The sequence below is a fragment of the Longibaculum muris genome, assembly GCF_004343035.1.
GTDB classification, from domain to species: Bacteria; Bacillota_I; Bacilli_A; order Erysipelotrichales; family Coprobacillaceae; genus Longibaculum; species Longibaculum muris.
The window spans coordinates 1-17,491 of record NZ_SMCQ01000017.1 but is presented as its reverse complement, the minus strand read 5'-3'; the positions used below and the strand labels follow the sequence as shown (position 1 = coordinate 17,491).

Here is a 17,491-nt window from a genome sequence, read left to right as displayed (position 1 = left end):
GTATTTATAAAATGGTGGTTGGTTGGATAATAAGCGAAGGAGAAAGAGTATGAGTCAATTTTATTTAGGAATCGATGTTGGATCAACAACAGTTAAAGCTTATTTAACAGATGAGAAGGATATATGTTTATATTCAAATTACGTGAGACATAATTCAGATGTTAGAAATACAATTTTAACTTTATTAGAAGAAATCAATGAACAGTATCCTGATATGGATATTCATCCAGTAATTACTGGTTCTGGTGGTTTATCTATTTCTGAATCTTTACATATTAAATTCGTACAAGAAGTTATTGCTTGTACTAAGACAATTGAAACATATATTCCAAGTACTGATGTTGCTATTGAATTAGGTGGAGAAGATGCGAAGATTACCTATTTTGAAGGTTCATTAGAACAAAGAATGAATGGGACATGTGCTGGAGGAACAGGAGCGTTTATTGATCAAATGGCAACTCTCCTTCAAACTGATGCATCTGGTTTAAATGATCTAGCTAAGAATCATAAACGTATCTATCCAATCGCATCTCGTTGTGGTGTTTTTGCTAAAACTGATGTCCAACCATTAATTAATGAAGGAGCTCAAAAGGAAGATATTGCTGCCTCTATTTTTCAGGCTGTTGTTAATCAGACAATTAGTGGTTTAGCATGTGGAAAACCAATCAAAGGAAAAGTTGCTTTCTTAGGGGGACCACTTTATTTCTTAGATCAATTACGTTTACGTTTTATTGAAACATTAAATTTAAAAGAAGATGAAATTATTTTCCCAGATAATTCTCAATTGTTTGTTGCTATGGGAGCTTGTTTAAATGCTAAAGAAGTAGAACAAGCTATTGCATTAAAAGATTTAATTCAACAATTAAAAGAATTAAAGAGTCAAGGAAATGAATCTAGTCATACATTAGAACCACTTTTCCATAATGAAGATGAATTAAGAGGATTTAGAGAACGTCATTTACAAGCAATGACAAAGAAAAGAAATATAAAAAAATATAAAGGTGATATTTATTTAGGAATTGATGTTGGTTCAACAACATCAAAGGTTATATTAATTGATAATGAAGGCTCAATTCTTTATTCATTCTATAATTCAAATGAAGGAAATCCTTTAGATTTAATTATAAGAATAATGAAAGAAGTATATGCCTTAATTCCAGAGGGTTGTGAAATTAAAAAAGCTGGGGTAACTGGATATGGTGAAGCATTGATTAAAGCAGCTTTAAAAGTTGATATTGGAGAAGTTGAAACAATTGCTCATTATACAGCAGCTAAACATTTCCAACCAAATGTTGATTTTATCTTAGATATTGGTGGTCAAGATATGAAAGCCATCACAATAAAAGATGATGTTATTCAAGACATTACGTTAAATGAAGCATGTTCATCAGGGTGTGGTTCATTTCTAGAAACATTTGCTCATTCATTAGGGTATGAGATTGATGAATTTGCTGAACTTGCCTTAACTTCAAAACATCCATTGGATTTAGGAAGCCGTTGTACTGTCTTTATGAATTCTAAGGTTAAACAAGCACAAAAAGAAGGAGCGACGTTAGCTGATATTTCCGCGGGTTTATCTTATTCAGTTATTAAGAATGCTTTATATAAAGTTATTAAATTAAGAAATAAAGATCAAATTGGTAAGAATGTTGTTGTACAAGGTGGAACTTTTTATAATGAAGCTGTTTTAAGAGCTTTTGAAAAAGAAGCTGATATTGAAGTTATTCGTCCTGATATTGCAGGGTTAATGGGAGCTTATGGAATGGCTAAGATAGCCATGGAAAGAGATGATCATAAGGGTTCTACAATTTTATCATTAGCAGAGTTAGAGAATTTAACTTATGAAAATACAATGCGCAATTGTGGCAAATGTACGAATAATTGTATGTTGACAATTACTTCATTTAATGATGGTAGAGAGTTTATTAGTGGAAATAGATGTGAACGTGGAGCTAATTTACCTTTAAAATCAAAGACATTACCTAATTTATTTGATTATAAATATCGTCGTGTATTCCAATATCATTCTTTACCTATTGAAGATGCTTCAAGAGGTGTAGTGGGTATACCAAGAGCTTTAAATATTTATGAAAACTATCCATTCTGGCATACTTTCTTTACTGAATTAAAGTTTAGAGTTGTTCTTTCACCAAGATCATCTAAAGCGATTTATGAAAAGGGTATAGAATCTATTCCAAGTGAAAGTGCATGTTATCCAGCAAAGATTACTCATGGACATATTGAAAGTTTAATTCAAAAGGGTATTTCATTTATTTTCTATCCTTCTGTTGCCTATGAAAGATTGGAAAACGAAGATGCTGGAAATCATTATAATTGTCCAGTTGTTGCATCATATCCAGAAGTTATTAAAAATAATGTGGATAGTTTACAACAAAATCATATTAACTTTAAAAATCCATTTGTATCATTAAATAACCCTAAAACATTATTCAATGTCTTAAAAGAAGAATTAAAAGAATTTAATTTAAGTGATAATGAATTACATAATGCGATTGATAGAGCTTATGAAGAATTAAAGCATTGTCAACAAGATATTCGCCAAGAAGGAAAACGTGCTATGGATTATATGCGTGAACATCATATCCAAGGGATTGTTTTGGCTGGTCGTCCTTATCATATTGATCCAGAGATTAATCATGGGATTCCTGATTTAATCACAAGTGAAGGTTTTGTAGTATTAAGTGAAGATAGTGTTTGTTATTTGGATGAAGAACATTTGAAGTTAAGAGTTGTTGATCAATGGACATATCATTCTCGTTTGTATAAAGCAGCTTCTTTTGTATCTTCTCAATCTGATTTGCAATTAATTCAATTAACTTCATTTGGATGTGGATTAGATGCTGTGACAGCAGATCAAGTTGCTGAAATCTTAAAAGCAAGAAATAAGATTTATACTTTAATTAAGATTGATGAAGGAAGTAACTTAGGAGCTATTCGTATACGTATACGTTCTTTAAAGGCAACAGTTGATAAAAAAGAAGATATTATAGATTTATCTAAAAAATATGAACAAGTGAAAGTCCCTTTCACAAAAGAAATGAAAGATGATCGATATACAATCCTATGTCCACAGATGTCACCATTACATTTCCAATTTGTTGAAACAGCTATGAACTCAGAAGGATATAACTTTGTTGTTTTACCTTCAGTTGATAAAGATGCTGTGGAACAGGGATTAAAATATGTGAATAATGATGCTTGTTATCCAAGTATCTTAGTCACTGGTCAAATGATGAATGCATTAAATAGTGGTCAGTATGACTTAAATAAAGTTGCTTTAATGATATCTCAGACAGGTGGAGGATGTCGTGCAACAAACTACATTGCTTTCATTAGAAAAGCTTTAAAAGATGCAGGAATGGAACATATCCCAGTTATCTCAGCTAATCTTTCTGGTTTAGAAAGTAATCCTGGTTTCAAAATTACCTATAAAGTTGCTAAAAAGGTTATCATTGGAGCTATGTATGGAGACTTATTCATGCGTGTTCTTTATCGAGTAAGACCTTATGAAGCAACACCAGGTTCAGCTAATGAATTATATGAATCATGGGTAGAAAAATGTAAAAAGAATGTTGAAAATGGTAGTATGAAAGAATTTAAACAAAATGTTTATCAAATTGTTAAAGACTTTGATGAGTTACCATTATTAGATATTAAAAAACCTAGAGTTGGTTTGGTTGGAGAAATTCTTGTTAAATTCCATCCAACAGCTAATAATCAAATTGTTGATATCATTGAATCAGAAGGTGGCGAAGCTGTGATGCCGGATTTAATAGATTTCTTCCAATATTGTTTCTATAATACTTGGTATGAACATGAACATTTTGATGTCAAGAAATCTTCAGTTTGGTTATGTAACTTTGCAATTTGGTTTGTTGATTATCTAAGAAAAGATATGATTAAAGCTTTGAAAGCTTCTAAGCGTTTTGATGCTCCTACACCAATTGATCAAATTGCTAAAAAGGCAACTGAAATTGTATCAATGGGAAATATGACGGGTGAAGGTTGGTTCTTAACTGGTGAAATGATTGAATTAATTGAAGAAGGAGCACCAAATATTGTTTGTATGCAGCCATTTGCGTGCTTACCAAATCATGTTACGGGTAAAGGGGTTATTAAAGCTTTACGTAAGAAGTATCCACAAAGTAATATTGTGGCTGTTGATTATGATCCAGGAGCTAGTGAAGTCAATCAATTGAATCGTATTAAATTAATGCTTTCAACAGCATTTAAGAATATGCAAGAATAAACAGATACGCATTGTATCTGTTTTTTTGCTTTTTGCAATCAAGTGTAATAGTTGTTGTTAGGAAAGGGAAGTGCTATGATGAAAAACGTGAGGAAGTGAGGATATGTTATTTTTATTGGAGGAAGTAGAATTAAAGCCTACAGAAATGGCTATTTATAATTATATTAATGCGAATTTGGATAAGGTTATCTATATGCGTATTAGAGAGTTAGCTGATGCAACATATGTAAGTACAACAACTATTTTACGGTTTTGTAAAAAATTTGGGTGTCAAGGATATGCTGATTTTAAATCTCAACTGTACCATTATGCAAAAAGTATTAAAGAAAATAATACCCTCATTCAATCTCTTGATCAAACAATCTTCACAGAATTTTTACAAAGAACAACGCAACCAGATTTTCAAAGAAAACTTGGGCAAGCTATTGATTTTATTTTACAATCAGAATTGTTATTCTTTGTTGGAATAGGTACTTCAGGAATTATGGCAACTTATGGAGCTAATTTGTTTTCTTCATTATATAAGTTTTCATTAGCTGTAACTGATCCACAAAATAGTCCAGTTTATTATGTTTCTGAACAATTTGATGAACATATTTGTTTAATTGTATTTTCTGTAAGTGGACAAAATGAAGATGTTGTTGATTATATCAATCGTTTTCGTTTACACCACATTAAAGTTATATCAATGACCAATAGTGCTAATTCTACCATAGCGAGAATCTCTGATTTAAATATTCCTTATTATATCAATGTAGAAACATATCAAGAAACCAATATTACATCACAATTACCAGTGGTTTATTTATTAGAGTACTTAGCACGTGAAGTTTATTATCAAAAACATAAAGACATGTAACAGAGTGTTTTATTTTGTAAAAAATAACACTCTTAGTAACAACTTTCGACTTCTTTCTAATTTATTTACATTAAGAAAAGGCAATTCTATAATGAATATAGAAAAGGTCTTTAAAATAAAAAAGAAAGGAGTTTGTTATGGATAATTTATTTGATTGGATTCAAAACAAATTAATTCCTCCACTAGCTAAGGTTGCTAATCAGCGTCATTTAGTGGCGGTTAGGAATGGTTTGGTTGTAACTTTACCAGCTATCATTGCAGGAAGTATGTTTTTGATTGTTGGAAATATTCCAATTGATGCATGGATGAATTTTTTGAAGCCATATGAGGGAATGATCAATGCTGCAGTTAATGCATCTTTTGGAATTATTGCTTTATTAGCAGCTGTAGGTATTGGTTATGAGTTAGCTGTTAGTTATGATTTGAATGGTATTTCTGGGGGAGCATTAGCACTTGTTGCTTTTATTATTACACAATTATCAGATGATTTTACAATTGATGCTGCCGGATTTGATTCAACAGGATTATTTACTGCAATTATTTCAGGAATTGTTGCAGTCGAGATTTATCATTTATGTATTCGTAAAAATTGGGTTGTTCATTTGCCTGAAGGTGTACCACCAGCAGTTAGTAATTCTTTTATCTCATTGGTTCCTGCCGTTTTGACACTATTTCTCTTTTGGTTGGTCAGAGTACCATTGCATTTTAATATTAATGGGTTTATTCAACAAATATTCTCTCCTTTATTATTTGCATTAAATACTTTACCAGGAATTGTTGTTTATACTTTTTTAGTTAGTCTATTATGGTGTGCAGGGATTCATGGAGATATGGCACTTGAAGGTGTTGCTGATCCAATCTTCATGCAGTTTGTAACTGCAAATGGGTTGGCTTATGCAAAACATTTACCTTTGCCTTACATTACATCAGCAGGCTTTAGTAGTTTATTTGTTAATGTTGGTGGAACGGGAGCAACTTTAGCGTTAGTCTTTTTGATGCTAAGATCACAGAGTAAAACTTATCGACAATTAGGAAAAATTTCTTTACCAAGTGGCTTGTTTGAAATAAATGAACCAGTTATATTTGGCTTCCCTATCATCATGAATCCATTAATGATGATCCCATTTATACTTGTTCCTTTGATTCTTGCTGCAACAAGTTATCTCGTTATGCTGGTAGGATTAGTGAATGCTCCCGTTACGTTAGTACCATGGACAATGCCGCCAATCATCGGCCCATTAATGGCAACCGGCTGGGATTGGCGTGCAGCTGTCTGGTCTGCAATTGAAATTGTGATGGCAGTCGTTATTTATATCCCATTTTTTAAAGTTGCAGAAAAACAATTACTCAAAGATGAAAAAATTCAAGAGAAATAATAAACAAAAACTGGATTTATGTCCAGTTTTTTTAATAAATACAAAAATTCTAAGACAAACTATAACAAATTCATAAATTAGGTGTACAATAAAGATAAATTTTATGTTTGAAAATTCACGAAACAGTCACAATTTAGGCATAGAATGAAAGAAAAGGAAGTGATTGATGTGATTGAATTTAAAAATATTTATAAATCCTTCAAAGAAAAGCATGTATTAGAAGATATTTCTTTTACGATAAATGATGGAGAATTTGTATGTATTATTGGTCCTAGTGGTTGTGGAAAGACAACAGCTTTAAAGATGGTTAATAAGCTGATTAGACCAACCAAAGGAACAATTCTTGTAAATGGAAAAGATATAAGTCAAGAAAATGAAATAGATTTAAGACGTAATATTGGTTATGTAATTCAACAGACAGGTTTATTTCCTCATATGACTGTAAGAGAAAATATTGAATTGATTCCAAAACTCAAAAATAAAAAAGATAAACATTTGATAGATAAAGTTAAAAATGTCTTAAATATGGTAGGTTTAGATCCAGATGAATATATGGATAAATATCCAGAACAGATGAGTGGTGGTCAACAACAGCGTGTAGGTGTTGCTAGAGCATTTGCTAGTGAACCAGATATTATCTTAATGGATGAGCCTTTTAGTGCACTTGATCCAATTACAAGAAGCCAACTTCAAGATGAATTATTAACATTACAGGCAAATGTCCAAAAAACGATTGTCTTTGTAACCCATGATATGGCTGAAGCTATTAAATTAGCTGATCGTATTTGTATTATGAGTGATGGAAAGATTCAGCAATATGATACTCCTGAACAAATCTTAAAACATCCTGCTAATGATTTTGTTTTAAACTTTGTTGGAAAGAAACGTATTTGGGATTCACCTGAATTAATTAAAGCACATGATATTATGATTGAAGAACCAATTGTTTGTCGACATTCTTTAAAATGTATTAAAGCTTTAAATATTATGTTTAACTTCCGGGTTGATAGTTTGATGGTTATTGATAAAGATCGGCATTTTATGGGAGTTATTAATGCTGCACAGGCAGCTTTAGAAGAAAATAAGAGTAAACGTGTTAGTGATGTCATGAATCAAAACTGTGTGACGGTATCCTCACTTGAATCAATTGTTGATGTTTTAAACATTGCTAAGGAAAAGGATATGTATACTATACCAGTTGTAGATGATGGTATTTTATCTGGTTTAATAACTAAGAGTACCTTAGTAACAACTCTTTCTAAAAAATATGATGAAAGTGAGGGAGAATAATGAGTGAATTTATAAATTATTTTATCCAAAACTTTTCATCAATATTAGGTTTATTTGCTCAACATATTCAATTAACGGTATTAGCTATTTTAATATCAATTGTAATTGGAGTACCACTTGGTATATTAATAACTTATTTTAAACCATCTAAAAAACCAGTTATGGCAGTTGCTAATATTATCCAAGCTATCCCTTCAATGGCATTATTAGGATTTATGATTCCATTATTAGGGATTGGAACAAAACCAGCTATTGTCATGGTTATACTTTATTCTTTATTACCAATTATTAAAAATACAGTTGCTGGATTAGATAGTATTAATGAAGAAACTCTAGAAGCAGCCAAAGGGATTGGATTAACTCGATTACAAGTTCTTTATAAAGTACAAATTCCACTTGCTGCTCCAGTTATCATGGCTGGTGTTAGAATTAGTGCGGTAAGTTCTGTTGGGTTAATGACTTTAGCGGCATTCATTGGTGCAGGTGGTTTAGGATATCTTGTTTATGCAGGAATTCGTACAACCAATACGGATCAGATTCTAGCAGGAGCTATTCCAGCATGTTTGCTTGCTTTATTAATTGATTATATTTTCTCTATCTTAGAGCGCACGGTAACACCAAAAAGCTTCCAGCTTTCAGTGAAAAGAAGTCCAATAAAAGATGTTATTGATAAGCTTATTATTGTTTTAACATGTTTTGCTTTAGCAGGTAGTTTTATTTATACAAATATGGGAACAAAGAGTCAGTCAGTAACAATTAAGATTGGTAGTATGGATTTTTCGGAACAGGAAACCTTGAATTATATGTTAAAGTATTTGATTGAAGGAAATACAGATGTTGCAGTGGAACAAGCTTTATCACTTGGTTCAAGTTCAATTGTATTGGATGCGATTAATGGTGGAAGTATTGATATGTATGTTGATTATACGGGTACTATATATGGTAGTATTTTAGGTTTAGAGCCAAATAGTAATGTTAATGAAGTGTATGATACAGTAAAAAAAGAAATGCAGGATCGTTATCAATTAACAGTCTTAGAACCACTAGGTTTTAATAATACTTATACTTTAGCTATGAGAAAAGATACAGCTAAAAAATATAATATTGAAACAATCAGTGATTTATGTAAAGTTTCAAAACAATTAATATTCTCACCAACATTAACATTTGTTGAAAGAAAAGATTGTCTCATTGGTTTACAAAAAACCTATCCTATAAAATTTAAAAAGATTATTCCAATTGATAATTCACCTCGTTATACAGCTTTAGAAAGCCATGAATGTGATGTCATAGATGCATATTCAACAGATGGATTATTAAAGAAATATGATTTAAAAGTCTTAAAAGATGATAAAAGTTTCTTCTTGCCATATCATGCTATTCCAATTATCAATGATCGTATCCAAGAAGAATGTCCAGAAATCATTACTTATATAAATCAACTGCAAAATTATTTAAATGAAGATGTTATGGTTGATTTAAATTATAGAGTAGATGAATTAAAACAAAAACCTAAAGATGTTGCAAAAGATTTCTTAATTAAAAATCAATTAATCAAAGAGTAGACAATTTCTACTCTTTTTTCTTGATTAATTAAAAAATTTTATATAAAATGTATAAACATGAAAGGGTTGAAAGAAATGAAAAAAAAGGGATTTTTGATAGGGTTTATTATTTTTTGTTTGTTATTGAGTGCTGGATATGGTGTAGGAGTTTATTTTGTGAATTATGCCTTATCTCCAGTTAGTAATTCTGATCAAAGAGTAATTGATGAAGATGAACAGATAAATATATTAGAGGGAGCACAAAAACAGATTGCTTTGAATAAACAAACTGAAGGAAAAAAAGCTGAAGATTTTGAAAAAACAACAAAACCAATGATTGTTGCAGCTAATGATAGTATTGCTTTAAAAGGAAAATACTTAATGCAAAAAGAAAATCATCATATGTGGACGATTTTAATACATGGGTATAAATCAAATCATTCAAATATGATGTCTTATGGTGCAGCTTATTATGAGAAAGGTTATCATGTTGTTTTACCTGATAATCGTGCTCATGGAAAAAGTGAAGGAGAACTCATTGGTATGGGTTGGTTAGATAAAGATGATATTGCTTGTTGGGTTGATTGGATTGTAAAAAAAGATCCACAAGCTAAAATTATTTTACATGGTGTTTCAATGGGTGGAGCAACAGTTATGATGTGTGCTGGTGATCAACTTGAACATGTTGTTGGGTATGTTGAAGATTGTGGTTATACTAGTGTTTGGGATATCTTTGCAAGTGAACTTGAGAAACGTTTTCACTTACCAACTTTTCCAATCTTAGATATTTCTAATTTAGTGGCTAGATTAAAAGCCGGTTATGATTTTAAGGAAGCTTCTAGTATTGAACAATTAAAGAAGAATGATAAACCTATTTTATTTATACATGGAGGTAAGGATGATTTTGTACCTACTGAAATGGTTTATGAAGTGTATAAAGCAACCAATGCACCTAAAGACTTATATCTTGTAGAAGAAGCAGGACATGCCGAAGCTAAAGATTATAATCCTCAAGCTTATTGGGATAAAGTATTTCAATTTATAGATCAAAAAATAGAGATTAATAACTAATCTCTATTTTTTCCATATGCAACTAAAGGATAACCCTCTCTAACCGCTAAACAATGAGTATAATAGAAAACAATTCCATCATCCTTAGCATAATAATTTTCAATTACTTGATCAAAAAAATCCTTTACACAGCCTAATAACTGATTTTTCTTAATATGCTGTCCAGCTTTGATTTGAGGATACCATAAACCTTTTTGATGACTCGTTAAATATATTGTGTCAACAGAATTAAATTGTTGAACATCAACAGTATGTTCATATTCATACATTCCCATCTTATTTAAAGCTAATCTTAAATCTATGTAGTCGTCTTGAATCCATTCTTCTTCACATCTTCCACCAAATCCTCTTTCTAAAAGTAAACCTGGAATATGGAAATATGTTGCAGCATAGCTATATTCACCCGTTGTGGCATGTGAGGCAATCAAATAAGGAATACTCAAAGCACTAGCCACTTCTAATGATTCTTTTGCCATAACAACTGGATAGAATAAACATGGAGTTAATGTTTCACGAATCCCACCACTATGCATATCAATAATAAAATCAATATGAGGAAAGACCTTCTCAACAAAGAAATATGCAATTCTCTCACCCACAGTACCATCTTTTTTACCAGGATAATGACTATTAAGATTAAAATGATCTTCAGGAATAACACCAGAAACATGTTGATAAAACCCATTAACATTCACACAATGCATAATAATAATTTGTCCTTTTACTTTTTGTGGATCAAGATCCTGAGCTAAACGAATTGTTGCTGGTGTTGCAGGATATTCACAACTATGAATTTGTGCAGTAATTAATAAAGTTTTTCCTGGTTCTTTTCCACATATTATGGTTGTTGGAATTTCATACTCATCAACATCAGGTTTGATATAGACTTGTTTTTTCTCACCTTGAGATATTGTTATATCCAATATATTCATATTTATCTCCTTCTGTTACTTAATAAAATGTTTCTCAAAATCCTTAATAAGCATAGGTTTATAATAATAATATCCTTGAACATAATCACAATGATGCTTCACTAAGAAATCTTTTTGTTCTTTAGTTTCTACTCCTTCAGCAACAACTTCAATATTGAGTCTATGACAAAGTTCAATGACTTGTTCAATAATAATATGTCCTCTCATTTGCGTAAAAGTATTTGTTCTAAAGAATTCTTGATCTATTTTTACAACATCAATTGGAAAATCTTTTAACATATTTAAAGAAGAATAACCACTACCAAAATCATCTAAAGCAATACGTAAATGATGTTTTTTAAATTCTTTTAAGATAAGGATTAATTCCTCTTGATGATTAAAAGCAGTTGTTTCTGTAATTTCAATTTCTATTTGTTGTGGATTGATTGGATAGGATTCAATTAATTCAATCAAATGTTCAGCAAATCCTTCATTAAATAAATAAGTACGTGAAACATTAATAGAAATAGAAATCTCTTTATCATACTTTTCTTTCCAATAAACTAAGGTCTTTAAAGTTCTTTCTAAAACATAAGAATCTAATTTTTCTAACATACCATTTTTCTCATAAATTGGAATAAAAGCCGCTGGAGCAATAAGTCCCTGATGAGGATGATGCCAACGAACAAGTGCTTCTCCACTAGAAACCTCACCAGTTTTTAAATTAACTTTAGGTTGAATATAAACTTTAAAATGTTCTTGTTTAAGAGAAGAATCAAATTCTTTTTCAATTTGTTGGTTATAAAGCCCTTTTTGGAAAACATCTTCTTGATAGAATATAACATCATCTTTAGATAATTGTTTCATATCATTTTTAACATATTGTGTTTTCTTAAAAGCATTTTTAATATCATTATCAGCTTCACTCATCTCATATATACCAAAATGGAAGAAGTACTGTGAAGTTGAGTACTCACCAGTAAATTTTTCACGAATACATTGAGTTAAATCAGATAATCTTTGTTCTAGATGTTCATGTGTATCTTTATAAAGCAATAAAGCAAAATGATCAGCTGATTCACGACAACAAAATTCATCTTCATGACAAATTTCTTCCATACATTGAATAATTGTTCTTAATAATTGATTTGCAATATCTTCACCATATATCTCATTAAACCATTTAAATCCCTTGATATCACAATTAATTAATACATAACGAGAAAGCCGTTTGGTACTATGACAATACTCTAAGAACTTATTAAAATTATAATGTTGAGTTACAGCATCTTCATAAGCTAATTGAGTAATTCGTAGTTTATTTTTTCCTTGAGTAAAGTAGAAATACGTCAATAATAAAGCTCCACCTACCCCAATAAGTAACCATGTTGCCAGAGCACTTTGAATAAAGTTCTGGATTTTTTTAGTTGCAATTTCTCGAGGAAAAACAGAAGCGACTAACCAATCGTTATTTTTAATATTAGCATAACTTAAATACTTATCTGTTTCATCTAAATCTTGAAAGGATATAATTCCATCACCTTTTACATCAATATCTTTTAAATAAATTTTATTTAAATCTTCAATATTTGATAATTCTAAATGATCATCAGAACAAATAATAATTTGTCCTTGTTCATTAAAGATAAAAGAATATCCTACATCATTATAAGCTGCTGTAGAAAGAATATCAGATAATTTATCAGTCTCAAAAGTTCCAAATAATACACCATCTACAATCTCTTTTTGATTATAAATAGGGACTGAATAAACAATAATCTTTTTATTATCAACATAATCAATTAAAGATGTAGAGGTTGCTGCTTTTCCAGCTAAAGAATCTTTAAAATACTGACGCTCTTTAATATTAAAAGTTTTATTGTCAGACGTTATAACATCACCATCTTTGTTGGCAATACCAAATCTTTTCAGACCATCTCTTTGAGCTAATTCATCAAGATAGTTAAGTAATTCTTTTTGACTCATATCTTGTTGATGAATAATCAAACTAATACTTTTGAGTTGGGTTAGATTTTCATTGATTTTATTTTTGATAGCTGTTGCTGTTTGGATGGTAATATCTTGTAAGTATTCATTTGTTTCATCATAAAGATTAGTTGATAAGGAATTAATATATATTGTTGCAACCCCGCTACATACTAATAATAAAATAAGTCCCACGATAATCGATCTTTTCAACAATACCTTCATTTATATCACCACTCTCTTTATCATTATAACGAAGAAATACAATAAAAGCACGAAAATAAAGCTCTTTCTAAAAGAAAGAGCTAAGCAATATAAGCTAAGATAAGTTTTAAAGTGTTTTCTACTGCTTGAATATGAGTTCTTTCCATACCATGAGAAGCCCCAACCCCAGGACCAATTAAAGCACCTTTGATATTTTGACCACCTCTTAAAGCTGCAGAAACATCACTACTATAGAATGGATAAATATCAACTGCATATTGTAATTGATGATCTTTAGCAAGTTGAATCAATTGACTAGTGATATCATAATCATAAGGACCACTACCATCTTTAGCACAAATACTTACATCATACTCACTACATACTAAATCTAAACCAATACATCCCATATCAACAGCAATTAATTCACTAATGCATTCAGGAACATAACTGCTACCATGACCAACTTCTTCAAAAGTAGAAATCATTAATAATAAATTATGTTTAGGTTTGATTTGTTTATCAGCTAATGTTTTTAACATACCAAATAAAATAGCAACACTCATTTTCTCACTCTCCTGTGATTTATTTTATCATATCTTATCTAGAAAAAGAATTGTAATTTTATTAATTATTTATTCATAATATACCCTTAGAGACAATATTTTATTATATAAGAAAAATAGCCATAGGGCTATTCTTGTGCAGCTTCAATTATATGCGCTAAAGTTATTTCTTTTAATTTTGCTTTATATTGTTCTTCAGCGGTATTTAAATAATTGACAATAACATCTTCTGTTTCTTTAACTTTTAGTTTAGGATCAAATACTTTTTCTACTAAATGAGTTGTTTCAACAAATTTTTCTTTTCCCTCAATAGCTTCAAAGATATTAAATAAAGAAATATCTTTTAAATTTTTATTTAAAACAAAACCACCTAATTTACTTGCTTTAGAAGTAATTAATCCAGAAACAACTAATTGTCTTGTTACTTTTTTTAAATAAGAATCAGATACACCTAATTTTTGAGATAATTCATGACTTTTAATAGGAGAATCACTTGCTCCAATGAGTAATAGTATACAAATTGCTTGTTCAAAACTTTGTCTTATTTTCATATCCTTTTCACCTTCATATCTTATTTTAACAAATTTTTTTAAATTTGTATCTAAAAGAGTTGACTTTTATATTGAATTAACTATAATACTCTATAGACATTATATATCCATAGATATGAAATGTCTATAGAAAATATAGAAAGAAGGTTTCTTATGGTTAGACAAGAATGGAAAAACATTTTCCACAATGCTTGGATTATCGTTGTTATTATAGCTATTATTGCAATTCCAAGTATTTATTCATGTGTTTTCCTTGGATCAATGTGGGACCCATATGGAAATACAGGAGAAATTCCTGTGGCAGTCGTTAACGAAGATAAAGAGGTGACTTACAATGATTCGTCTTTAGCAGTTGGAGAGGAACTTGTGAAGAATCTTGAAGATAATGATTCTATGAACTTCCATTTTGTTAATGCTGAGGATGCAAATAAAGGGTTGGAAAAAGGTGATTATTATATGGTCATTACAATTCCAGAAAATTTCTCTAAAAATGCAACAACATTATTGGATGATCAACCACAAAAAATGATTCTCAACTATACAACGAATCCAGGAACAAACTATATTGCTTCTAAAATGGATGATTCAGCAATTGCTAAGATTAAAGCTGAAGTTTCTTCATCAGTAACAAAGACTTATGCTCAAACAATCTTTGAACAAATTGGGACTTTATCTGATGGTTTAGGTGAAGCAAGTGATGGAACGAATAAATTATCTGATGGGGTTAATCAATTAGTTGATGGTAATCATACGATTTCAGATAATTTAAAAGTTTTGGCTTCAAGTTCTTTAACATTTAAAGATGGTGCTGATACACTTAATAAAGGACTAAAGGATTATACTGATGGAGTCTTAACTGTTCATAATGGTGTTTATACATTAAAGAATGGTTTAGATACTTTAAATAGTTCTACAGGTGCTTTGGAAAGTGGTATTCTTCAATTAAATGAAGGGGCTCAATCATTAAATAAAGGAATTAGTGCTTATACTTTAGGTGTTAATCAAGCTTTCTTAGGTAGTCAACAATTAGTAAGTAACAATGCACAATTATCTCAAGGTGTTCATGAATTAGGAGAAGGAACAACTTTATTAAAAAGTTCTAATCAACAACTATTAACAAAAGTTCAAGGTTTATCTGCTCAAATGGGTAAAGAGTTAGCTGATAATGCCGAAAAGCTTCAAACGTTAGTTTTATTGAATAATCAGTTGAGTGCAGATTTAGGCGAACTCAATAAACTTAAAGAGGCTGCAACTAATTCTAGTCAATTAAATACAGAATTAATTAATAGTATTAAAAATAATTCAGAAATTGATGAAACATTAAAAACACAATTAATGACAGCATTATCAACTTCAAATGAAATTAATAAAAATATTGAGAAATTTGATGTTTCAGGTCCTCAAAAATTAATTGTAACAAACAATCAAACAATCAATCAGTTATCTCAATCAATTCAATCAATCCAAAAATCTTTAACTCAACAAGGAACAACTCCTGAAACAATGGGATTGATACAAGCATTACAAACTATGCAAGCTGGACTTGATAAAGTAGATGCTTCAGTAAATGGTGGAAGTTTTACAACATTAAATCAAAATAATAAGCCTATTAAAATAACTATTGATAAAAAAGATAGTTTAGTTGGTGGAGTAACAGCTTATTTAGCTGGAACAAATCAAGTAAATGAAGGTTTAAAAACAATTACTGCTAATAATTCAACTTTAATAAATGGAGCTAGTCAGTTAGCCAATGGAACTGCTGAAATCCAAAAACAAACTCCAACATTAATTAGTGGTGTAAAAGCATTAGATTCTGGGGCAAGTCAATTGTATATGGGAACTTCTCAGTTAGTATCTAACAATCGAACTTTAGTTGGTGGCTCTGCACAACTTAGTGGTGGGGCAGGACAAATTAGTAGTGGAGCTGGTCAATTAGCAGATGGTTCTTCTACATTAGGATCAGGATTAAATGAAGTTAAAAATGGTGTAACAACATTAAATACAAGCTTAAAAGATGGAGCTGAACAAAGTAAGATTTCAACAAATGATGATACATTTGAAATGATGGCATCACCAGTTGACACATCTCATAAAGAAATATCTGTTGTAGAAAACAACGGGCATGCAATGGCACCATATATGATGAGTGTTGCATTATATGTTTGTGGATTAGCCTTTACATTGATGTATCCAATTAGATATGGGATTAAAGAAGCTAAGTCTAGTGTTAAATATTGGGCTTCTAAAGCAACAGTTATGTATACTGTTTCTACTTTAGCTGCAGTTGTTATGATTAGTTGCTTGAGGTTTATTAATGGATTTGAACCACAACAATTATTGATGACTTATCTATTTGCGATTATTGTATCAGCTGCCTTTATGTCAATTATCGTTTTATTGAACTTAACAACAGGATTTATTGGTGAATTCTTATTGTTAGTGTTTATGATTATTAACTTAGGTGGTTCTGCTGGAACTTATCCATTAGAAACATCTGCTTCATTCTTTAAATCTATTCACTATTTTGTTCCATATACTTATAGTGTAGATGGATTTAGAAAAGTGATTAGTATGGCAAATGCATCATTAACAACAGAAATATGGGTATTTGTAGGAATCTTTGTTGTATGTTCTATCTTAACTATTTGTTATTATCAATTTAAACATAAAGAAGATAAACATATCATTCCTCAAGCCTTTGAAAAAGTAAATGAAGAATAACATGGAGATAATTCCATGTTATTTTTTGAATACAAAAATTGCTTAAGGCAATTGATAAATGTTTGCTTTGTGCTATAATAAGAGTGTATCAAAAACTTTTTCAACTTTTTTGCCTTAAAAAGAAGAAAAATGAGACTTTGCA

General features: G+C 30.3%; 10 protein-coding genes and 1 pseudogene. 7 read left to right on the top strand and 4 right to left on the bottom strand.

Annotation, left to right across the window (positions count from 1 at the left end; all coding sequences use genetic code 11):
- The first annotated feature begins 49 nt into the window (after positions 1-49).
- From EDD60_RS11045 to EDD60_RS11020, 6 genes are all read left to right on the top strand, one after another.
- Complete coding sequence (locus tag EDD60_RS11045; protein WP_066449693.1) at positions 50-4,270, top strand: 2-hydroxyacyl-CoA dehydratase; 4,221 nt, start codon at positions 50-52, stop codon at positions 4,268-4,270.
- A 103-nt stretch (positions 4,271-4,373) separates the two neighbouring features.
- On the top strand, positions 4,374-5,129 hold the full coding sequence (locus tag EDD60_RS11040; RefSeq protein ID WP_066449689.1) for a MurR/RpiR family transcriptional regulator: 756 nt from the start codon (positions 4,374-4,376) through the stop codon (positions 5,127-5,129).
- A 137-nt stretch (positions 5,130-5,266) separates the two neighbouring features.
- Positions 5,267-6,505 carry a PTS sugar transporter subunit IIC gene (locus EDD60_RS11035; RefSeq protein WP_066449688.1) on the top strand — a complete coding sequence of 413 codons (1,239 nt, stop codon included), beginning with the start codon at positions 5,267-5,269 and terminating at the stop codon, positions 6,503-6,505.
- Positions 6,506-6,673: 168 nt separating this feature from the next.
- Positions 6,674-7,795, top strand: coding sequence for a betaine/proline/choline family ABC transporter ATP-binding protein (locus tag EDD60_RS11030; protein WP_066449687.1), 1,122 nt, complete (start codon positions 6,674-6,676; stop codon positions 7,793-7,795).
- Complete coding sequence (locus EDD60_RS11025) at positions 7,795-9,360, top strand: ABC transporter permease/substrate-binding protein (protein ID WP_066449682.1); 1,566 nt, start codon at positions 7,795-7,797, stop codon at positions 9,358-9,360. Before EDD60_RS11030 ends, EDD60_RS11025 begins: the two co-directional genes overlap by 1 nt.
- Before the next feature lie 75 nt (positions 9,361-9,435).
- Positions 9,436-10,410: an alpha/beta hydrolase gene (locus tag EDD60_RS11020; protein WP_229105434.1), complete on the top strand. Its 975-nt coding sequence runs from the start codon at positions 9,436-9,438 to the stop codon at positions 10,408-10,410.
- Here the strand turns inward: EDD60_RS11020 and EDD60_RS11015 are convergent.
- From EDD60_RS11015 to EDD60_RS11000, 4 genes and pseudogenes are all read right to left on the bottom strand, one after another.
- Entirely contained in the window at positions 10,407-11,342 is a 936-nt protein-coding gene (locus EDD60_RS11015; protein WP_066449674.1) for a M14 family metallopeptidase, read from the bottom strand. The two genes, EDD60_RS11020 and EDD60_RS11015, sit on opposite strands and share 4 nt — an antisense overlap.
- A 15-nt stretch (positions 11,343-11,357) precedes the next feature.
- Positions 11,358-13,532: a bifunctional diguanylate cyclase/phosphodiesterase gene (locus EDD60_RS11010; RefSeq protein WP_066449673.1), complete on the bottom strand. Its 2,175-nt coding sequence runs from the start codon at positions 13,530-13,532 to the stop codon at positions 11,358-11,360.
- 80 nt (positions 13,533-13,612) lie between these two features.
- Positions 13,613-14,083: pseudogene (locus tag EDD60_RS11005) on the bottom strand (M42 family metallopeptidase); the annotation flags it as partial.
- Between the two features lie 122 nt (positions 14,084-14,205).
- Positions 14,206-14,628 (bottom strand): Rrf2 family transcriptional regulator, encoded by a 423-nt coding sequence (locus tag EDD60_RS11000; protein WP_066449668.1) that lies wholly within the window; start codon positions 14,626-14,628, stop codon positions 14,206-14,208.
- A 153-nt stretch (positions 14,629-14,781) separates the two neighbouring features.
- Here EDD60_RS11000 and EDD60_RS10995 point away from each other — a divergent pair, with 153 nt between their 5' ends.
- Positions 14,782-17,349, top strand: coding sequence for a YhgE/Pip domain-containing protein (locus tag EDD60_RS10995; protein ID WP_066449664.1), 2,568 nt, complete (start codon positions 14,782-14,784; stop codon positions 17,347-17,349).
- The last annotated feature ends 142 nt before the right edge of the window (positions 17,350-17,491 follow it).